Source organism: Streptomyces sp. NPDC006450 (assembly GCF_040612195.1).
GTDB lineage: Bacteria > Actinomycetota > Actinomycetes > Streptomycetales > Streptomycetaceae > Streptomyces.
This window is the reverse complement of the sequence record NZ_JBEXPT010000015.1, coordinates 26,718-45,766: the sequence shown is the minus strand read 5'-3', so window position 1 is coordinate 45,766 and position 19,049 is coordinate 26,718. Positions and strand designations below refer to the sequence as shown.

Below are 19,049 nucleotides of genomic sequence, written 5' to 3'. Positions count from 1 at the left end.
ATGGCGTGGACGTGGCGGTTCGAGACGGCCGACGGCAGTGAGACGAGCCCGTCGGTGGTGCCGGAGGAGTTCACCACGCAGGGGGACGCCGAATCCTGGATCGGCGAGTACTGGAAGGACCTGCTGGAGGGCGGTACCGAACAGGTGAAGCTGTCCGACGACAACGGGGTCCAGCTCTACACGATGAGCCTGCGCGAGGCCGCGGAACTCTGACGAGCACTGACCAGCGCTGACCGGTACCGACCGGTACCGACCGGTGCTGGCGCGCCGACCGGGTACGCGAGAGCCCGGACCCCTCAGGGGTCCGGGCTCCGCCGTGTCCAGGGCGGCTCGGGTGCTCAGCCCCGTACGCCGCACAGGTGCAGCAGCGCGGCGACCCCGCGGTAGGGGTCGGTCCGCCCGGCGCGGTCCTCGGCGGCGAGCAGCCCCTCCAGCTCCGCGTCGGCGGGGAGCTGGTCCCCGGCCTCGGTGCCGTCGGTGAAGACGCGTACGCCGTACCAGGTCTGCAGCGGGGCGCCGATCCCCGACAAGGTCGCGGTCAGCGTGGCCAGCCGGTCGGCGCGCACGTCCAGGCCCAGCCGGTTCGTGTAGTCGACGCCGTCGAAGGCCGCCAGCGCGGCCGTCCAGTCACCGTGCAGGCCGGGTCGCATCGCGAGGGCGTCGCCGTTGCGCACCAGCAGGGACAGCAGTCCGCCGGGGGCCAGCATCCGGGCGAGCCCGGCGAGCATGGCGTCCGGCTCGGGGACGTACATGAGGACGCCGTGGCAGAGCACGACGTCGAAGCTGCCCGGCAGGAAGTGCGCACCGGTCTCCCGGCCGTCGCCCTCCATGAGGCGGACGCGGTCCCGGATCCCGGGGGGCTCGGCGGCCAGCACCTCGCGGGCGACGGCCAGCATGGCCGGATCCTGCTCCAGCCCGGTCACCATGTGCCCGGCGCGGGCCAGGCGCAGCGCCTGGGTGCCCTGGCCCATGCCGACGTCGAGGACGCGCAGCCGCTGCCCCACGGGGAAGCGGTGCGCGATCTGCTCGTCGACCTGACGGCCGACGAGCTCCTGGCGCACCACGTTGCGGAGCCCGCTCAGGCCTTCGAGCCAAAGCCGGGCCCCGTCCGTGAAGCCACTCCCGCCGAACGCTCCGGGCGTTCCTCGGCTCAGGGCCGTTCCCCGCGCTTGACCTGCGGCTTCGGCAGACGCAGCCGGCGCATCTGGAGGGTGCGCATCAGGCCGTACGCGACGGCGCCGCGCTTGGGCTCGTCCGGGAAGCGCTGGTTCAGTGCCTTGCGCAGGCGGATGAACATGCCGATGGAGTCGACGATGATCAGCGCGATCACGCCGAGCCACAGCAGGAGCGCGATGTTCTGGATGGACGGCACCCGCACCATGCTCAGCACCAGGATGATCACGGCCAGCGGCAGGAACATCTCGGCGACGGAGAAGCGGGAGTCCACGAAGTCGCGGACGTACCTGCGTACGGGACCCTTGTCGCGGTTGGGCAGATAACGCTCGTCGCCATTGGCGAGTGCCTCGCGCTGCTTGGTCATCTCGACCCGGCGGCGCTCACGAGCTCGCTTGGCATCCTCCTTGCGGTTGCCGGTCGAAGCCACCACGGCCTTGCGCTGCGACTGGGCCACAGCACGCTTCGGCGTCGGGCGGCCCTTCGGGGCCTGAGGGTCACGGGACTGCGAGAGGTCGGCGCTCACCTTGTCGGTGACGGCGTCCTTCTCTTCCTTGGAGGATCGGCTACCAAACACAAAACCCAAGGGTACGTGGTTGTGGGCACGGGCCCCATACCGTCGGGGAACGATCCGGCAACGGCGGGCGTCCTACCTGAGGGAAGCACCTACTCCTTACGCCTGACACGGCGGACGCGCAGTCGTCCTGGAGGAGGAGCGCATCCCCGCTCGAACAGTGCGGTAATGGAGGCAGGGCCCGTACTGTGGGTCTTGTTGGTGACCTGGAGCGAAGTCCGTCTAGAAGGGGGCGCGCGAAGCCCATGAGCGGTGTCATGAAGCGTATGGGGATGATCTTCCGCGCGAAGGCGAACAAGGCCCTGGACCGGGCCGAGGACCCGCGCGAGACCCTCGACTACTCGTACCAGAAGCAGCTGGAGCTGCTTCAGAAGGTGCGCCGCGGCGTCGCCGACGTGGCGACCTCCCGCAAGCGGCTGGAGCTGCAGCTGAACCAGCTCCAGGGCCAGTCCAGCAAGCTGGAGGACCAGGGCCGCAAGGCGCTGGCCCTGGGCCGCGAGGACCTGGCCCGCGAGGCCCTGTCCCGCCGCGCCTCGCTGCAGCAGCAGGTCAGCGACCTGGAGGTGCAGCACCAGACCCTGCAGGGCGAGGAGGAGAAGCTGACCCTCGCCGCGCAGCGGCTGCAGGCCAAGGTGGACGCCTTCCGCACGAAGAAGGAGACCATCAAGGCCACGTACACGGCCGCGCAGGCGCAGACGCGGATCGCCGAGTCCTTCTCCGGCATCTCCGAGGAGATGAGCGACGTCGGCCTCGCCATCCAGCGGGCCGAGGACAAGACGGCGCAGCTGCAGGCCCGCGCCGGCGCGATCGACGAGCTGCTCGCCTCCGGTGCGCTCGACGACCAGAGCGGCCTCGGCTCCAAGGACGACATCCAGGCCGAGCTGGACCGCCTCTCCGGCGGGACGGACGTGGAGCTGGAGCTCCAGCGGATGAAGGCCGAGCTGGCCGGCGGCACCGCCGCCCAGCAGCAGGCCATCGAGGGCGGCGCCCAGGGCGCCGGCCAGCAGCCGCAGACCCAGCACCGGTTCGACAAGCAGTAGGACGGGGCCCGTCATGATTGTCCGCATCATGGGGGAAGGGCAGGTGGAGCTGGCGGACAGCCACTTCGCCGAGCTCAACAAGCTGGACGACGAACTGCTCGCGGAGATGGAGAGCGGTGACGAGGAGGGCTTCCGACGCACCCTGGGAGAGCTGCTCGACGCCGTGCGGCGGCTCGGGGAGCCGCTGCCCGACGAGGCGCTGGAGCCGTCCGAGCTGATCCTGCCCGCCCCCGACGCCTCGCTGGACGAGGTGCGGGAGATGCTCAGCGACGACGGGCTGATTCCGGGCTGAGCCCGGGCCGGGTACCGGCTGGTCCCGGGCCGCGACGCGGCCGTACGACGTGAACGGAAGGGCCCGCCCCCTCGGGGGCGGGCCCTTCCGTCGTCCGCGCCGGACGCCGGGTCACTGCAGTTCCTTCTTGGGGGCCTGCAGTTCCGGGTCGGGCGTGCCGCCGATGAAGTTCTCGAACCTGCGCCGCGGCGAGGCCCATCGGCGGTCGTGGTGGAAGGCGCGCAGTCCGGCCTTGGCGCGGGCCTTGGGGCGGTTCGCGTAGAACTTCTTCGCGTACGGGGAACCGGGCCGGGCGAGGCGGATCGCGCCGATCAGCGCGACGAAGGGGATGACCGTGCCGAAGAACGCGGTGCGGGGCTTGCCCTTCCACAGGGCGATCAGGGCGAGGAAGAAGTTGGTCGCCGTGTTCATGGCGACCAGTCCGCGGTTGTGCCGCTCGTCCTCGGTGAGGTCGTTGACCCCGAAGGGCAGGAAGCCGCCCAGCACCAGTGCCACGATCGCCGCCGTGAGGACCACGATCTCCACGCTCTTGCGCCCCTGCTCGCTCCAGTAGACGTCGTCCAGGTGCAGGATCAGGGCGAACTCATCCAGCACCAGGCCCGCGCCCAGCCCGAAGAGCACGGCCGACAGGCCCGCCCCGAAGCTGTGCCGGGCGCTGCCGATCGCGCCGAAGCCGCCGATGATCACCAGGATCACGCCGGGGACCACGTGGTGGATGTGCATGCCGCCCGGGGTGACGTTCTTGAAGGGCCCCCGGCCCGCCCGGATCATGCGGGTGATCACGCGGGTGACCAGGAAGGACAGCACGAAGGCGACCAGCGCGAGGAGCAGCGGGAGCTTCCCCGGCTCCACAATGTTGCGATACCACCAGTGACCCATGCCACCACCTCCCGATTTGGGCCGTTATCGGTAACTTACCGGTCCCGTCGAGCGGGTAGCGTTCGCGCCGATGACAGATTCGTACGACGGCCCGCCCCTGACCCCGCCCCCGGACCGGGCCTCCCTGCTCGACGGGGTTCGCTTCGCCTTCGGCACGCTCACCGTGCTGCCCGCGCGCATCACCCGCTGGGACCGTCCCGCCGCCCGCACCGGCATGGCCTGCGCTCCGCTCGCCGGGCTCGTCGTGGGGCTCCTCGCGGCCGCGCCCGGTGTGCTCCTGCTGCTGTGCGGCGGCGGTCCGCTGCTCGCCGCGGTCGTCACCGTCGCCGTACCGGCGGCCCTGACCCGCGCCCTGCACCTGGACGGCCTCGCCGACACCGCGGACGGACTGGGCAGCGCCAAGCCGGCCGAGGCCGCACTGCGCATCATGAAGCAGTCCGACATCGGCCCCTTCGGGGTGGTGGCGCTGGTGTTCGTGCTGCTGGTCCAGGTCGCGGCGCTGGCCGACGTGTACGCCGACAGCTGGAGCCGGGGTGCGCTGGCCGCCGTGGTCGCCGCCGTCACCGCCCGGCTCGCCATGACCCTGGCCTCCCGCGACGGGGTCCCCCCGGCCCGCCCCGAGGGGCTGGGCGCGGCGGTCGCCGGGGTCGTTCCGCTGCGCACCGCCACCTTGGTCGCCGCGCTCACGGTGGTCCTGTCCGCCGCCGCCGCGCTGCCGCTGGGCCTGCCGTCCGCCGCGCAGCACGCGGGGGCGGTCCTGGCCGCCCTGCTGGCGGCGGAAGCCCTGCTCCGCCGCTGCGTACGCCGCTTCGACGGGGTCACGGGCGATGTGTTCGGAGCCCTGGCCGAGGTCTCGGCGACGACGGCCCTGCTGGTACTCGCCCTCGGCTAGCTGGACCGGGCCCGCCCCGGACCGCGCCGCGCGGGACGACGTAGGGTCAGGGCGTGGACACGACCCCGAACCAGGCCCCGACGCCCATCCGGGTGCTCCTCGCCGACGACCAGGCCCTGCTGCGCAGCGCGTTCAAGGTGCTCGTCGACTCCGAGGCCGACATGTGCGTCGTCGGGGAGGCCTCCGACGGGGCGCAGGCCTTCGAACTCGCGCGCACGGAGCGGCCCGACGTCGTCCTCATGGACATCCGGATGCCCGGCACCGACGGACTCGCCGCCACCCGGCTGATCAGCGCCGACCCTGAACTGGCCGACGTGCGCGTGGTGATGCTGACGACCTTCGAGGTCGACGAGTACGTGGCGGCGGCGCTGCGGGCGGGCGCCTCCGGGTTCCTCGGCAAGGGCGCCGAGCCCGAGGAACTGCTCAACGCCATCCGCGTCGCGGCCGCCGGCGACGCACTGCTCTCCCCGGCCGCCACCAAGGGGCTCATCGCCACCTTCCTCGCGCAGGGCGGCGGCGACGGGGCCACCCCCGCCGCGGGCGCCGCCCACGTACAGCGCCTCGCCGCGCTGACCGGACGCGAGCGCGAGGTCCTCGTCCTGGTGGCGACGGGCCTGACCAACGACGAGATCGCCCGCCGGCTGGAAGTCAGCCCGCTCACCGTCAAGACCCACGTGAACCGGGCCATGTCCAAGCTCGGCGCCCGGGACAGGGCGCAATTGGTGGTCATAGCGTACGAATCGGGACTGGTCCGGCCCAGGGCCGAGTAGTTCGGGGCGGTTCGCAGCAGTTCGGAGTACTCCCGCCTACTGCGGACGCGGTACGCCACGGACAAGGACGGGACCTGGGGGCGACGTGGGCGGGCCCGCGCGCACGAGAGGCTGAGCGGACCTGCGCGTGCCCGAAGGCACGGCCCCTTCACGCCTCGTCGACGTCCCCGCGTCCCTGCAGAGAGATCCCCATAGCCATGTTCCGGCTGTCCCGCTTCAGCCTCGCCCAAAGGGCGCTGATCGGCCTCGTGTCGCTCGTCGCGCTCCTCTTCGGCGCCATTGCCATCCCGCAGCTCAAGCAGCAATTGCTGCCCTCCATCGACCTGCCGATGGTGTCCGTGCTCGCGCCGTACCAGGGCGCCTCGCCCGACGTGGTGGAGAAGCAGGTCGTCGAACCGATCGAAGCCATGCTCAAGGGCGTCGACGGGATCACCGGCATCACCTCCACCGCCAGCGAGGGCAACGCGCTCATCATGGCGACCTTCGACTACGGCGACGACGGCACCAAGCAGCTCGTCGCCGACGTCCAGCAGGCCGTCAACCGGGCCCGCGTCCGGCTGCCCGCCGAGGTGGACCCGCAGGTGATCGCCGGTTCCACCGACGACATCCCGACCGTGGTCCTCGCCGTCACCTCCGACAAGGACCAGCAGGCACTGGCCGACCAGCTGACCAAGTCCGTGGTCCCCGCGCTGGAGGACATAGCGGGCGTCGGCCAGGTCACCGTCGACGGGGTCCAGGACCTCCAGGTCACGGTCACCCCCGACGACACCAAGCTCGCCGCCGCGGGCCTCGACGGCGCGGCCCTGGCCCAGGGCCTCCAGGCGGGCGGCGCCACCATCCCCGCCGGCTCCTTCGACGAGGCGGGCAAGAACCGCACCGTGCGCGTCGGTTCGGGCTACACCTCGCTCGCCCAGCTGGAGGACCTGCGCCTCACCGCCGGACCGGGCAAGCCCGCCGTCCGCCTCGGCGACGTGGCCGGCGTGAAGCAGGAGCCCGCCAGGGCCGACTCGCTCACCCGCACCAACGGCAAGCCCAGCCTCGCCGTGGTCCTCACCATGGACAAGGACGGCAGCGCCGTCGCCATCTCGGACGCGGTCAAGGACAAGCTGCCCGAGCTCCGCTCCACCCTCGGCTCCGGCGCCGACCTGACCGTGGTCAGCGACCAGGGCCCGGCCGTCGCCAAGTCCATCTCGGGCCTGACCACCGAGGGCCTGCTCGGCCTGGTCTTCGCGGTCGTCGTGATCCTGGTCTTCCTCGGCTCGCTGCGCTCGACGCTGGTCACCGCGGTCTCCATCCCGCTGTCCGTCGTCCTCGCGCTGATCGTGTTGTGGACCCGCGACCTCTCCCTCAACATGCTGACGCTGGGCGCCCTCACCATCGCCATCGGCCGGGTCGTCGACGACTCGATCGTGGTCCTGGAGAACATCAAGCGCCACCTCGGCTACGGCGAGGAGCGCAGCAGCGCGATCATCACCGCGGTCAAGGAGGTGGCCGGCGCGGTCACCTCCTCCACGCTCACCACCGTCGCCGTCTTCCTGCCGATCGCCTTCGTCGGCGGCATGGTCGGCCAGTTCTTCGGCCCGTTCTCCATCACCGTCACCGCGGCCCTGCTGGCCTCGCTGCTCGTCTCCCTGACGGTCGTGCCGGTGCTCTCGTACTGGTTCCTGCGCGCGCCGAAGGGCGTCAGCGAGGGGGACGCGGCGAGCATCGAGAAGGCCCGCCGCGAGGCCGAGGAGAAGGAGTCCCGCAGCAAGCTCCAGCAGTTCTACGTACGGGCCCTGGGCCTGGTCACCCGCCGCCGGGTCGCCACCCTGGTCGTCGCCGTCGTGGTGTTCATCGCGACGCTGGGCATGACCCCGCTGCTCAAGACGAACTTCTTCGACCAGGGCGAGCAGGAAGTCCTCAGCATCAAGCAGCAGTTGCCGCCCGGCACCTCGCTGACCGCCGCCGACGAGGCGAGCCGCAAGGTCGAGAAGGTCCTCTCGGGGACCGACGGGGTCAAGGACTACCAGGTCACCGTCGGCTCCTCCGGCTTCATGGCCGCCTTCGGCGGCGGTACGGGCTCCAACCAGGCCTCGTACCAGGTCACGCTGGAGAGCTCCGAGGACACCGAGGGCGCCAAGAAGGACATCGAGACCGCCCTGAAGGGGCTCGACGGCATCGGCGAGACCACCATCGCGGCCGGAGACGGCTTCGGCAGCCAGAACCTCAGCGTCGTCGTCAAGGCCGGTGACGGGGCCGTCCTCGCCCGGGCAGCCGAGCAGGTCCGCGCCGAGGTGGCGAAGATCGAGGACGTCACCGACGTCCAGAGCGACCTGTCCCAGTCCGTGCCCCGGATCTCGGTCACCGCCACCCCCAAGGCGGCGGAGTTCGGCCTGAACCAGGCAGCGCTCGGCGCCATCGTCGGCCAGGCCGTACGCGGCAACCCGGCGGGCAAGGCCGTACTGGACGACACCGAGCGGGACATCGTCATCAAGTCCGCGCAGCCGGCCACCACCCTGGCCCAGCTGCAGGCACTGCCCGTCGGCCCGGTGAAGCTCGGCGACATCGCCGAGGTCAAGGAGGTCCCCGGACCCGTCGCGATGACCCGGATCGACGGCGCCCGCGCCGCGACCATCAGCGCGAAGCCGATCGGCGACAACACCGGCGCCGTCAGCTCCACCCTGCAGTCGAAGATCAAGGCCCTGGACCTGCCCGCGGGCGCCGCGGCCTCCATCGGAGGCGTCGGAGAGGACCAGAGCGAGGCCTTCGCGCAGCTGGGCCTGGCCATGCTCGCGGCCATCGCGCTCGTGTTCATGCTGCTGGTCGCGACGTTCCGCTCGCTCGTCCAGCCGCTGATCCTGCTGGTCTCCGTCCCCTTCGCGGCGACCGGCGCGCTCGGCCTGCTCCTGGTCACCGGCACCCCGCTCGGCGTCCCGGCGCTGATCGGCATGCTGATGCTCATCGGCATCGTCGTGACCAACGCGATCGTCCTGATCGACCTGGTCAACCAGTACCGGGCCCAGGGTTACGGCGTGATCGAGGCGGTCGTCGAGGGCGGCCGCCACCGTCTGCGCCCGATCCTGATGACGGCACTGGCGACGATCTTCGCGCTGCTCCCGATGGCGCTGGGCGTCACCGGCGAGGGCGGCTTCATCTCGCAGCCGCTCGCGGTGGTCGTCATCGGCGGCCTGATCAGCTCCACCCTGCTGACGCTGCTCCTGGTGCCGACCCTCTACACGATGCTGGAGCTCCGCAAGGAGCGCCGCAGCGCGAAGAAGAGGGCCCGCCTTACCGTGGTCCCGGCCCCGGCCGCCCCGGCGGAGGACGAGAGCCCGGTCAAGGTCTGACCCGCGGGGGGAACCCGTACCCAGGGAACCCGTACCCAGGGAACCCGTACCCCGGGAACCCGTACACGCCGAAGGGCCGCCCCTCGCAGGAGGGGCGGCCCTTCGGGCGTTGCCAGGGGGGTGCCGGCTACGGAAGCGCGAGCATCCGCTCCAGGGCGAGCTTGGCGAAGCTCTCGGTCTCCTTGTCGACCTGGATCTGGTTGACGAGGTTGCCCTCGGCCAGGGACTCCAGGGTCCACACCAGGTGGGGGAGGTCGATGCGGTTCATGGTCGAGCAGAAGCAGACCGTCTTGTCGAGGAAGACGACCTCCTTGTCCTGCGAGGCGAAGCGGTTCGCCAGACGCTGGACGAGGTTCAGCTCGGTGCCGATGGCCCACTTGGAGCCGGCCGGGGCCGCCTCGAGCGCCTTGATGATGTACTCGGTGGAGCCGACGTAGTCCGCGGCCGCCACGACCTCGTGCTTGCACTCGGGGTGGACCAGCACGTTCACGCCGGGGATCCGGGCGCGCACGTCGTTGACCGAGTCGACCGAGAAGCGGCCGTGGACCGAGCAGTGACCGCGCCACAGGATCATCTTGGCGTTCCGCAGCTGCTCGACGGTCAGGCCGCCGTTCGGCTTGTGCGGGTTGTACAGCACGCAGTCGTCGAGGGTCATGCCCATGTCGCGGACGGCGGTGTTGCGGCCCAGGTGCTGGTCCGGGAGGAAGAGCACCTTCTCACCCTGCTCGAACGCCCACTCCAGGGCCTTCTTGGCGTTGGACGAGGTGCAGATCGTGCCGCCGTGCTTGCCGGTGAAGGCCTTGATGTCGGCCGAGGAGTTCATGTACGAGACGGGGACCGTGGCTCCGGCGATGCCGGCCTCGGTCAGCACGTCCCAGCACTCCGCGACCTGCTCGGCGGTGGCCATGTCGGCCATCGAGCAGCCCGCGGCCAGGTCCGGCAGGACCACCTTCTGGTCGTCCGAGGTCAGGATGTCCGCGGACTCGGCCATGAAGTGGACGCCGCAGAAGACGATGTACTCGGCCTCCGGCCTGGCGGCCGCGTCCTTGGCGAGCTTGAAGGAGTCACCGGTGACGTCGGCGAACTCGATGACCTCGTCACGCTGGTAGTGGTGGCCGAGGATGAAGACCTTGTCCCCGAGCTTCTCCTTGGCGGCACGGGCGCGCGCCACGAGGTCCGGGTCCGACGGCGAGGGCAGGTCGCCGGGGCACTCCACCCCGCGCTCGCTCTTGGGGTCGGCTTCGCGGCCGAGCAGCAGCAAGGCAAGGGGCGTCGGCTGGACGTCCAAAGGCTGGTTGTCCAAAGGCTGGGCGGTGGTCACGACACGCACCCTTTCTGTTCTGCGACAAGGGACTTCTGAAGCCATCGCTTCGACTTCTCGTCTATTTGACGCTATCTATCATAACTGCTTCACGTCACTTTGACGATGCCGATAGTGTCGATGTGACGCATTCGCCCGCCCGTCGCGGGGGATCTCCGTGGGGACCTCGCGGGGACCCACCTCCGCGCGGCGGTGTGCGAGCATGGAATTTCTGAAACACGCGTCGGGTCCCGGAATGAATCCGCGGCCCCGCTCGTTGCCACCGACGGCAAGAGTCCGACGTTTCCCCGCTCCCGGCGGGGAGCCGCCCACTTCGGGAGTGAATGCAGATGTCCGTACAGGACGAAAAGACCACCGTGAGCGACGGCATCCTCCTGTCCGACGCCGCCGCCGAGAAGGTCAGGACCCTGCTGGAGCAGGAAGGCCGCGATGACCTGGCGCTGCGCGTCGCCGTCCAGCCCGGCGGCTGCTCGGGCCTGCGCTACCAGCTCTTCTTCGACGAGCGTTCCCTCGACGGCGACGTCGTGAAGGACTTCGACGGTGTGAAGGTCGTCACCGACCGGATGAGCTCCCCGTACCTGCACGGTGCGTCCATCGACTTCGTCGACACCATCGAGAAGCAGGGCTTCACGATCGACAACCCGAACGCCACGGGCTCCTGCGCCTGCGGCGACTCCTTCAGCTAAGCCCCGGAAACCCCGGCTGAGCTCGTAGGGCCCGACGAGAGGGGCCCGCCCGCGGACATCCGCGGGCGGGCCCCTCTCGCACGTCCTGGCGCCTACTGGCGGGGGACGGCCTTGCCCGTGGTCGCGTCGATCACCTTGCGGTCGCCGAGCGGCTGCTGGAGCGTGCCCGTCACCGTCATCTCCTGCGCCAGCATGATGCAGGCCTGCCCCGGCTTGTTCGGGGTGTCCGTGATCCTCACCATCACCGAGCCGGGCTGCTCACGGACCTCCAGGGCGTACGTGCTGCACACGCCGCCCCAGAAGTTCACGGTCAGCGTCCGGTCGGCCGAGGAGTAAGAGAAACCGGGCACGGTCTGTCCCTTCGCGGGCGGGTCGGCCGGGGTGGGCAGGTCGACCGGGGGAACCTCCTCGGCCTGCGCCGCCGGCTGGGCCACCGTGTGGCCCGGGCCGCCGCCCTGGCCCGCCACCTCGAACAGCCAGGCCGGCACCAGGCCGCGAGACCCGTCGACCGTGCCCGGGACCAGCCCGAGCTCGGCGCCCCGCACCGACTCCGTCCGCGACGGCTTCATCGGCCGGGGCTCCGGGTTGCAGGGCAGCGTGTCCGTGGCGCCGTCCGGGGTGTCCGGAGTCAGCGGGACGCTCGTGGCGCAGCCGCTCGGGCCGGGGTCCGTGGCGCCGGAGCCCCGGGACTTGTCGTTGAGCCGGGCCAGCGCGTCCACGGCGCCGATCACCGGCTGCTCGCCGGCCCGCACCGGAACCTTCAGCTCGCCACTGCCCGACACCACCCGGGAGTCCGCCCCGACGCCGATCCGGGTGGACCAGCCCTGCGTGGGCAGGCCCCCGATCACCGGGTCGGCCGTCACCACGCGTACGGAGCCCTGGGCGATCCGGGCGTCGAGCGCGGCCGAGCCCTGGCCCACGGCCGCCAGCACGGGCGCGGCGGCGGCCTTGGCGGCCTCCTCGGAGACCGGCGTCCCCGCGGCGCCGCCCGGCTCCTGACCCAGGTCCTGGGGGAGCGTGGCCGGCCCGCAGGTGTCCTTGCCGCGCACGCAGTCGTCCCCGGTGCCGCCGACCTGGAAGCGGGAGAAGTTCCATGTCCCGGGGGCCTTGAGGTTCACCGTGAGCCGGGGCCCCGAGCCGTCCGCGGTCTCCCCGGCCTGCCAGGTCTGCCCGGCGAGCCGGGGCGCGCCGGAGATCCCGAGCGCCGTCGCGAGCCGCGCCACCTCGGCGGACGTCACCTCACCGCTCGCGCTGAAGGCCGGCGCCGCGGCCGGGCCGTCCGGGAGGGGGACGTCGGCGGTGTACGTGACCCCGCCGCCCGAGGGGTCGGGCTCGCCGGGGGCGATGCCGGGCCCGGGCGGAGTGGGCAGCGCGCGCGGCGCGGAGGCCGCGCTGTCGCCCGTACGCCCCTCGCTGTGGGCGCTCGACGCCCACAGCGCGGTGCCGCCGCCGGTGAGCAGGACGGCGGCCGCGATCGAACCGACGACCCAGGCGGGCCGCCGTCGTGTGACACGAGATGAATCGGCTGCGTCGAGTGCACCGGGTGCATCAGGTCGTTCGCTGGTCACCGCATCGCTCCTTTGCCCGTCCCGCAGGGGGTGATGCGGGTGTGACGGAACAGACGCGGATCCGGTTCCGCCGGCCTAGTAGCCGTAGACCGCCGTGGAGGCGATGAGACGGGCCGAGGCCGCCGGGACGCGGATCCCGTGGATCTGCGAGGGAGCCACCCGATCCGGCCGGGGATCCGCGGGAACCGGCCAGTGCGGGGCCATCCGGGCGCAGTCGCCCAGCAGCTGTTCGAACTCGGTGCGCGCCGCGTTCCCGCGGGGCCGGACGTGCCCGAAGCCATCGGTGGAGGTCATGGGGCACGGTAAGCACGGCACCCCGGGTGAAGAAAGAGCTACTACGGGGTAGTTTCTGCCGGTCGGCCACGGTCCGTCGACCGGGTAGTTTTGAATGTCCCCTTGCCTTCCCTCGCAGGAGCGTCCACGCCGTGCGTATCGCAGTCACCGGCTCCATCGCCACCGACCACCTCATGACCTTCCCCGGCCGCTTCGCCGACCAGTTGGTCGCGGACCAGCTGCACACGGTCTCCCTCTCCTTCCTCGTCGACAACCTCGACGTACGGCGCGGCGGCGTCGGCCCGAACATCTGCTTCGGCATGGGGCAGCTCGGCGCCCGGCCGATCCTCGTCGGAGCGGCCGGCTACGACTTCGACGAGTACCGCGCCTGGCTCGACCGGCACGGCGTCGACACCCAGTCCGTGCGGATCTCCGAGGTCCTGCACACCGCGCGCTTCGTCTGCACGACGGACGCCGACCACAACCAGATCGGCTCCTTCTACACGGGCGCGATGAGCGAGGCCCGCCTGATCGAGCTGAAGTCGGTCGCCGACCGCGTCGGCGGCCTGGACCTCGTCCTGATCGGCGCGGACGACCCCGAGGCGATGCTGCGCCACACGGAGGAGTGCCGCACGCGGGAGATCCCCTTCGCCGCGGACTTCTCGCAGCAGATCGCCCGGATGGACGGCGACAACATCCGCACCCTGATGGAGGGCGCGACGTACCTGTTCTCGAACGAGTACGAGAAGGGCCTCATCGAGGCGAAGTCCGGCTGGACCGACGCGGAGATCCTGGCGAAGGTCGGCACCCGGGTCACCACGCTCGGCTCGAACGGCGTCCGCATCGACCGGGTCGGCCACGACCCGATCGTGGTCGGCTGCCCCGAGGAGACCGCGAAGGTCGACCCGACGGGCGTCGGCGACGCGTTCCGCGCCGGCTTCCTGACCGGTCTGGGCTGGGGCGTCGGCCTGGAGCGGGCCGCGCAGGTCGGCTGCATGCTCGCCACGCTCGTCATCGAGACCCTGGGCACCCAGGAGTACACCCTGGGCCGTGCGCACTTCATGGAGCGCTTCACGAAGGCCTACGGCGACGAGGCCGCCGCAGAAGTCCAGTCCCGCCTCCCGGCGTAGCCCCTCGCGGCCCGGTGGAGGGTGCGGGTGGGGCGGCCCTGCGGGGCGAAGTCACCTACCCGCCCTTCCACCGCCGGCCTCGCCGGCGTTCGAGGCGCGGGGTCCGGGGCGGAGCCCCGGGGGGTCCGGGCGCCGCCCGGGGAACGGTGGATGGGCGCGGGTAGGGGACGGCCCCGCAGGGCCCGCCCGCCACGCCGCGGCCGCAGGCCGGCCCCGCAGCCGCGGCTCGGTCAGACCGCCCGGCGGACCGTGTACGCAGTACCGAGGGGACGCGGGGCTTCGCCCACGTAAGTCTGCCCCCGCATCGCGCACCACGCCGGGATGTCCAGCCGCGCCACCTCGTCGTCCGACAGGACGGTCACCGTGCCGCCCACCGGAACCCGGCCGATGGCCCGGGCCAGCTCGATCACCGGCTGCGGACACCGCAGGCCGAGGGCGTCCAGCTCCAGGGACTGCGCCTGCGGATCGGCGGCCATCGCCGGTTCCACCACGCCGAGTTGCTCGCGCACCCCCGCCACCAGCCCCGGCAGGACATCCAGGAAGCCGTTGACCTCGGCCGCCGTCGTGCCCGACGGCAGCGACACCCGTACGTTCCCCTCCGACAGCACCCCCATGGCCCGCAGGACATGGGACGGCGTCAGCGTCGAGCTGGTGCACGAGGAGCCGGAGGAGACGGAGTAGCCCGCCCGGTCCAGCCCGTGGAGCAGGGTCTCCCCGTCCACGTACAGGCAGGAGAAGGTGACCAGGTGGGGGAGCCGGAGGTCGGGATGGCCCACCACCTCCACGTCCGGCACCAGGCGGGCGACCCGCCGCCGCAGCCGGTCCACCAGGATCCGCAGCCGGGCAGCCTCCGCCTCCGCCTCGGCCCGCACCGCCCGCAGCGAGGCCGCCGCCGCGACGACCGCGGGGAGGTTGACGAAGCCGGGGGAGCGCCCCGACTCCCTTTCGTCGGAGGGGCCTTGGGGAGCGAAGCGCACTCCCTTACGGACCGCCAGCAGGCCGACCCCGGCCGGGCCGCCCCATTTGTGGGCGCTCGCGCACAGCACGGACCAGCCTCCGGGGACGGGCCCCCAGCCCAGCGACTGCGCGGCGTCCACCAGCAGCGGGACCCCGGCGGCGGCGCACACCTCGGCGACCTCCGTCACGGGCTGGACCGTGCCGACCTCGTGGTTGGCCGACTGGAGGCAGGCCAGCGCGGTGGAGGGCCCCACGCGTTCCCCGTAGGAGGAGGCGGAGACCCGGCCGAACCGGTCCACCGGGACCTCCTCGACCCGCCCGCCGCCCGCCGCGTGGACCTCCGCCGCGTGCAGGACGGAACTGTGTTCCACAGCTGATACGACCAGGTGCCCGCCGACGCGCCGACGCCCCGCCAGGACCCCGGCCACGCCCGAGTGAACCGCGTGCGTCCCCGAAGGAGTGAACACGAGCTCGTCGGGACGGCAGCCCACCGCCTCCGCCGCCGCCTCCCGCGCCGCGTCCAGCAGCAGTCGGGCCCGGCGCCCCTCCCGGTACAGCCGGGCCGGGTCGGCCCAGCCTTCGTCAAGGGAGGCCTGGAGCGCCTGCCGGGCCACGGGGTGGAGCGGGGCGGCGGACGCGGTGTCGAAGTACGGCATCCGGTCACGCTAACCGGCCGCCCTGCCGACGCCGCGACCGACCGAGGTCAGGGGCCGTCAGATGTCGTCGGGACCCCGCCATTCGGGGCCCGTTGGGCCGTCCCCCGTACGGCGGATCCATCCCTTCGGGGTCAGTAACGGCGCGTTGGGCACCCTCCCCGCGCGACCCCAAATAGCGTCCAGTAGGGTTTGGTCCGCATAAACATCCAAACCCCTGCCTGCGTCAGGGCCGGCGACCGACCCGAATGCGGCCGCGGCCGGCCGCGCGGGCCGAGACTCTCGGGAAGGCGCTACGTGAGTCCCTACGGCTCCGACCGCTCGCCGCGGCGCCCGATGCGGCGGAAGCTGCTGCAGGCGCTGACTGCGGGCGTGGTCCTGGCGACCGCCACTGGTTGCTCGTATACATGGAAAGACTTCCCCCGCCTCGGATTGCCCACCCCGGTCACTGAAGAGGCGCCTCGCATCCTCTCCCTGTGGCAGGGGTCCTGGGCGGCCGCTCTGATCACCGGCATCCTCGTATGGGGCCTGATCCTGTGGAGCGTCATCTTCCACCGGCGCAGCCGGACCAAGGTCGAGGTTCCCCCGCAGACCCGGTACAACATGCCCATCGAGGCGCTGTACACCGTGGTCCCTCTCATCATCGTCTCGGTGCTCTTCTACTTCACCGCGCGTGACGAGTCGAAGCTGCTCGCCCTCACCCCCAAGCCGCCGCACACGATCAACGTGGTCGGCTACCAGTGGAGCTGGGGCTTCAATTACGTCGAGGACGTCGACGGCGATGCGGCGACTCCGAAGGCGGGCGAGGTTCCCAAGGAACTCGCCACCATCCCGGACCGCTACACCAAGGACTTCCCCGCGGGCGCCGAAGGCGTCTACACCAAGGGCGTCCCGAGCGACCGGAACGCGGAGACCGGCAACCCGGGTCCGACGCTCTGGCTGCCGAAGGGCGAGAAGGTCCGCTTCATCCTGTCGTCCAACGACGTCATCCACTCCTTCTGGGTGGTCCCCTTCCTGTTCAAGCAGGACGTCATTCCGGGGCACACCAACGTCTTCGAGGTCACCCCGACCGAAGAGGGCGTCTTCATGGGCAAGTGCGCCGAGCTCTGCGGTGTCGACCACTCCCGAATGCTCTTCAACGTCAAGGTCGTCTCCCCGGAGGCGTACAAGGCGCACCTGAAGGAGCTCGCGGAGAAGGGGCAGACCGGGTTCCTCCCGGCCGGCATCCGGCAGACCGACCCGGCCCGCAATGCTGAGGTGAACAAACTGTGAGCATCCTCAACCAGCCTCAGGGTGCCGAGGCCGACTCGTACGAGAACGAGTTGCCGGTACGGAGCAAGCAGCCGGGCAATGTCGTCGTGAAGTGGCTTACCACTACCGACCACAAGACCATCGGCACGATGTACCTGCTCACGTCGTTCGTGTTCTTCCTCATCGGCGGACTCCTGGCGCTCTTCATGCGCGCCGAGCTGGCCCGTCCGGGTACGCAGATCATGTCGAACGAGCAGTTCAACCAGGCGTTCACCATGCATGGCACGATCATGCTGCTGATGTTCGCCACCCCGCTGTTCGCGGGCTTCGCGAACTGGATCATGCCGCTGCAGATCGGCGCGCCCGACGTGGCGTTCCCGCGGCTGAACATGTTCGCGTACTGGCTGTACCTCTTCGGTTCGACCATCGCGGTGGCCGGCTTCATCACCCCTTCGGGTGCCGCCGACTTCGGCTGGTTCGCCTACTCCCCGCTGTCGGACGCCGTCCGCTCGCCGGGCATCGGCGCCGACATGTGGATCATGGGTCTGGCCTTCTCCGGCTTCGGCACGATCCTCGGCTCGGTCAACTTCATCACCACGATCATCTGCATGCGCGCCCCCGGCATGACGATGTTCCGCATGCCGATCTTCACCTGGAACGTGCTGCTGACCGGTGTTCTGGTCCTGCTCGCCTTCCCGGTGCTGGCCGCCGCGCTCTTCGCGCTGGAGGCCGACCGGAAGTTCGGCTCGCACATCTTCGACGCGGCCAATGGCGGCGCCTTGCTGTGGCAACACCTCTTCTGGTTCTTCGGACACCCAGAGGTGTACATCATCGCGCTGCCGTTCTTCGGAATCGTGTCCGAGGTCATTCCGGTCTTCTCGCGCAAGCCGATGTTCGGTTACATCGGTCTGATCGCCGCGACGATCTCGATCGCCGGTCTTTCGGTGACCGTGTGGGCCCACCACATGTACGTCACCGGCGGTGTACTGCTGCCGTTCTTCTCCTTCATGACGTTCCTCATCGCGGTTCCGACCGGTGTGAAGTTCTTCAACTGGATCGGCACCATGTGGAAGGGCTCGCTGTCCTTCGAGACCCCGATGCTCTGGACGATCGGCTTCCTGGTCACCTTCACCTTCGGTGGTCTGACCGGCGTCATCCTGGCCTCGCCCCCGATGGACTTCCACGTCTCCGACTCGTACTTCGTCGTCGCGCACTTCCACTACGTCGTCTTCGGCACCGTGGTCTTCGCGATGTTCGCCGGCTTCCACTTCTGGTGGCCGAAGTTCACGGGCAAGATGCTGGACGAGCGCCTCGGCAAGATCACCTTCTGGACGCTGTTCATCGGCTTCCACGGCACCTTCCTGGTGCAGCACTGGCTGGGCGCCGAGGGCATGCCGCGTCGTTACGCGGACTACCTCGCGGCGGACGGCTTCACGCTGCTGAACACGATCTCGACGATCAGCTCGTTCCTGCTGGGCCTGTCGATGCTCCCCTTCATGTACAACGTCTGGAAGACGGCGAAGTACGGCAAGAAGGTCGAGGTCGACGACCCGTGGGGCTACGGCCGTTCGCTCGAATGGGCGACGTCTTGCCCGCCGCCGCGGCACAACTTCCTCACCCTGCCGAGGATCCGGTCCGAATCCCCGGCATTCGATCTGCACCACCCCGAGATCGCGGCCCTCGACCACCTTGAGGACCACTCCGTGGCCGCCAAGGCCGTCGCTGATGGCAAGGAGGCCGGCAAGTGAAGATCCAGGGCAGGATGTTCCTGTGGCTCGCCGCCTTCATCCTGATCATGACCGTCGTGTACGGCGTGTGGTCGAAGGAGCCGGTCGGCACCACCGCGCTCGCACTGGCCTTCGGCCTGAGCGCCATGATCGGCTACTACCTGGCCTTCACGGCCGCGCGCGTGGACGAGATGGCCCAGGACAACCTGGAGGCCGACGTCGCCGACGAGGCGGGCGAGCTGGGGTTCTTCTCCCCGCACAGCTGGCAGCCGCTCTCGCTGGCCATCGGTGGCGCCTTCGCCTTCATGGGCGTCGTCTTCGGCTGGTGGCTGATGTACTTCTCGGCGCCGCTGATCCTGATCGGTCTGTGGGGCTGGGTGTACGAGTACTACCGCGGCGAGAACCAGAACCAGTAGCCGCACCCGCGCCACTGCCTCCGGCAGCGGCCACAGCATGAGACCAGGGGCCCGGACACCTCCAATGGAGGAGTCCGGGCCCCTCGTTTGCAGTCACCCCGCGCGCCGTAATTGTCAT

General features: G+C 70.7%; 18 protein-coding genes. 11 read left to right on the top strand and 7 right to left on the bottom strand.

What is annotated here, in order from left to right; translation table 11 throughout:
- The gene (locus tag ABZY57_RS08480) at nucleotides 1-213 is read left to right on the top strand and encodes a hypothetical protein (protein ID WP_250742535.1); all 213 of its coding nucleotides are present in this window, start codon (nucleotides 1-3) and stop codon (nucleotides 211-213) included.
- Between the two features lie 125 nt (nucleotides 214-338).
- On the opposite strand, the gene ABZY57_RS08475 is transcribed toward ABZY57_RS08480, so the two are convergent.
- Nucleotides 339-1,061, bottom strand: a complete 723-nt coding sequence (locus tag ABZY57_RS08475; protein WP_356509503.1) for a methyltransferase domain-containing protein — start codon at nucleotides 1,059-1,061, stop codon at nucleotides 339-341.
- Between the two features lie 89 nt (nucleotides 1,062-1,150).
- The gene (locus ABZY57_RS08470; protein WP_356509465.1) at nucleotides 1,151-1,759 is read right to left on the bottom strand and encodes a DUF3043 domain-containing protein; all 609 of its coding nucleotides are present in this window, start codon (nucleotides 1,757-1,759) and stop codon (nucleotides 1,151-1,153) included.
- Between the two features lie 233 nt (nucleotides 1,760-1,992).
- Here ABZY57_RS08470 and ABZY57_RS08465 point away from each other — a divergent pair, with 233 nt between their 5' ends.
- Entirely contained in the window at nucleotides 1,993-2,787 is a 795-nt protein-coding gene (locus ABZY57_RS08465) for a PspA/IM30 family protein (protein WP_356509463.1), read from the top strand.
- A 13-nt stretch (nucleotides 2,788-2,800) separates the two neighbouring features.
- The gene (locus tag ABZY57_RS08460) at nucleotides 2,801-3,079 is read left to right on the top strand and encodes a hypothetical protein (protein ID WP_356509461.1); all 279 of its coding nucleotides are present in this window, start codon (nucleotides 2,801-2,803) and stop codon (nucleotides 3,077-3,079) included.
- A 111-nt stretch (nucleotides 3,080-3,190) separates the two neighbouring features.
- Here ABZY57_RS08460 and ABZY57_RS08455 read toward each other — a convergent pair whose 3' ends face one another.
- Nucleotides 3,191-3,958 (bottom strand): hypothetical protein, encoded by a 768-nt coding sequence (locus ABZY57_RS08455; protein WP_356509459.1) that lies wholly within the window; start codon nucleotides 3,956-3,958, stop codon nucleotides 3,191-3,193.
- A 70-nt stretch (nucleotides 3,959-4,028) separates the two neighbouring features.
- On the opposite strand from ABZY57_RS08455, the gene cobS reads away from it, so the two are divergent.
- The 3 genes from cobS to ABZY57_RS08440 all read left to right on the top strand — a co-directional run bounded on the left by cobS (nucleotide 4,029) and on the right by ABZY57_RS08440 (nucleotide 8,949).
- Nucleotides 4,029-4,850, top strand: a complete 822-nt coding sequence (gene cobS, locus ABZY57_RS08450; protein ID WP_356509457.1) for an adenosylcobinamide-GDP ribazoletransferase — start codon at nucleotides 4,029-4,031, stop codon at nucleotides 4,848-4,850.
- A gap of 53 nt (nucleotides 4,851-4,903) precedes the next feature.
- The gene (locus ABZY57_RS08445; protein ID WP_356509455.1) at nucleotides 4,904-5,620 is read left to right on the top strand and encodes a response regulator transcription factor; all 717 of its coding nucleotides are present in this window, start codon (nucleotides 4,904-4,906) and stop codon (nucleotides 5,618-5,620) included.
- Nucleotides 5,621-5,817: 197 nt separating this feature from the next.
- Complete coding sequence (locus ABZY57_RS08440) at nucleotides 5,818-8,949, top strand: efflux RND transporter permease subunit (protein WP_356509453.1); 3,132 nt, start codon at nucleotides 5,818-5,820, stop codon at nucleotides 8,947-8,949.
- A gap of 127 nt (nucleotides 8,950-9,076) precedes the next feature.
- Here ABZY57_RS08440 and nadA read toward each other — a convergent pair whose 3' ends face one another.
- Nucleotides 9,077-10,279, bottom strand: coding sequence for a quinolinate synthase NadA (gene nadA / locus ABZY57_RS08435; protein ID WP_356509451.1), 1,203 nt, complete (start codon nucleotides 10,277-10,279; stop codon nucleotides 9,077-9,079).
- Between the two features lie 320 nt (nucleotides 10,280-10,599).
- Here nadA and erpA point away from each other — a divergent pair, with 320 nt between their 5' ends.
- Nucleotides 10,600-10,956 carry an iron-sulfur cluster insertion protein ErpA gene (gene erpA / locus ABZY57_RS08430; RefSeq protein ID WP_136217385.1) on the top strand — a complete coding sequence of 119 codons (357 nt, stop codon included), beginning with the start codon at nucleotides 10,600-10,602 and terminating at the stop codon, nucleotides 10,954-10,956.
- Between the two features lie 92 nt (nucleotides 10,957-11,048).
- Here erpA and ABZY57_RS08425 read toward each other — a convergent pair whose 3' ends face one another.
- Both ABZY57_RS08425 and ABZY57_RS08420 read right to left on the bottom strand, forming a co-directional pair.
- Nucleotides 11,049-12,524: a hypothetical protein gene (locus ABZY57_RS08425; RefSeq protein WP_356509449.1), complete on the bottom strand. Its 1,476-nt coding sequence runs from the start codon at nucleotides 12,522-12,524 to the stop codon at nucleotides 11,049-11,051.
- 75 nt (nucleotides 12,525-12,599) lie between these two features.
- Nucleotides 12,600-12,818, bottom strand: a complete 219-nt coding sequence (locus tag ABZY57_RS08420) for a hypothetical protein (protein WP_356509447.1) — start codon at nucleotides 12,816-12,818, stop codon at nucleotides 12,600-12,602.
- Between the two features lie 131 nt (nucleotides 12,819-12,949).
- Between ABZY57_RS08420 and ABZY57_RS08415 the strand changes: the two genes are divergently transcribed.
- Nucleotides 12,950-13,927 (top strand): carbohydrate kinase family protein, encoded by a 978-nt coding sequence (locus tag ABZY57_RS08415; RefSeq protein ID WP_356509446.1) that lies wholly within the window; start codon nucleotides 12,950-12,952, stop codon nucleotides 13,925-13,927.
- A 230-nt stretch (nucleotides 13,928-14,157) separates the two neighbouring features.
- Here ABZY57_RS08415 and ABZY57_RS08410 read toward each other — a convergent pair whose 3' ends face one another.
- Nucleotides 14,158-15,540 carry an aminotransferase class V-fold PLP-dependent enzyme gene (locus tag ABZY57_RS08410; RefSeq protein ID WP_356509444.1) on the bottom strand — a complete coding sequence of 461 codons (1,383 nt, stop codon included), beginning with the start codon at nucleotides 15,538-15,540 and terminating at the stop codon, nucleotides 14,158-14,160.
- Nucleotides 15,541-15,834: 294 nt separating this feature from the next.
- On the opposite strand from ABZY57_RS08410, the gene coxB reads away from it, so the two are divergent.
- The 3 genes from coxB to ABZY57_RS08395 are packed head-to-tail and all read left to right on the top strand — an operon-like array spanning nucleotide 15,835 to nucleotide 18,931.
- Nucleotides 15,835-16,809: a cytochrome c oxidase subunit II gene (gene coxB, locus ABZY57_RS08405; RefSeq protein ID WP_356509442.1), complete on the top strand. Its 975-nt coding sequence runs from the start codon at nucleotides 15,835-15,837 to the stop codon at nucleotides 16,807-16,809.
- Entirely contained in the window at nucleotides 16,806-18,536 is a 1,731-nt protein-coding gene (gene ctaD / locus ABZY57_RS08400) for a cytochrome c oxidase subunit I (protein ID WP_356509440.1), read from the top strand. The genes coxB and ctaD overlap by 4 nt, the downstream gene beginning before the upstream one ends.
- Nucleotides 18,533-18,931, top strand: coding sequence for a cytochrome c oxidase subunit 4 (locus ABZY57_RS08395; protein ID WP_266909384.1), 399 nt, complete (start codon nucleotides 18,533-18,535; stop codon nucleotides 18,929-18,931). The genes ctaD and ABZY57_RS08395 overlap by 4 nt, the downstream gene beginning before the upstream one ends.
- The last annotated feature ends 118 nt before the right edge of the window (nucleotides 18,932-19,049 follow it).

Excerpts from the sequence above, each read along its gene's own strand:
- ABZY57_RS08455 (WP_356509459.1), bottom strand. The coding sequence starts at position 3,958 with ATGGGTCACTGGTGGTATCGCAACATTGTGGAGCCGGGGAAGCTCCCG.
- ABZY57_RS08480 (WP_250742535.1), top strand. The coding sequence starts at position 1 with ATGGCGTGGACGTGGCGGTTCGAGACGGCCGACGGCAGTGAGACGAGC.
- ABZY57_RS08460 (WP_356509461.1), top strand. The coding sequence starts at position 2,801 with ATGATTGTCCGCATCATGGGGGAAGGGCAGGTGGAGCTGGCGGACAGC.
- ABZY57_RS08440 (WP_356509453.1), top strand. The coding sequence starts at position 5,818 with ATGTTCCGGCTGTCCCGCTTCAGCCTCGCCCAAAGGGCGCTGATCGGC.
- erpA (WP_136217385.1), top strand. The coding sequence starts at position 10,600 with ATGTCCGTACAGGACGAAAAGACCACCGTGAGCGACGGCATCCTCCTG.
- ABZY57_RS08465 (WP_356509463.1), top strand. The coding sequence starts at position 1,993 with ATGAGCGGTGTCATGAAGCGTATGGGGATGATCTTCCGCGCGAAGGCG.
- ABZY57_RS08420 (WP_356509447.1), bottom strand. The coding sequence starts at position 12,818 with ATGACCTCCACCGATGGCTTCGGGCACGTCCGGCCCCGCGGGAACGCG.
- cobS (WP_356509457.1), top strand. The coding sequence starts at position 4,029 with ATGACAGATTCGTACGACGGCCCGCCCCTGACCCCGCCCCCGGACCGG.
- ABZY57_RS08410 (WP_356509444.1), bottom strand. The coding sequence starts at position 15,540 with ATGCCGTACTTCGACACCGCGTCCGCCGCCCCGCTCCACCCCGTGGCC.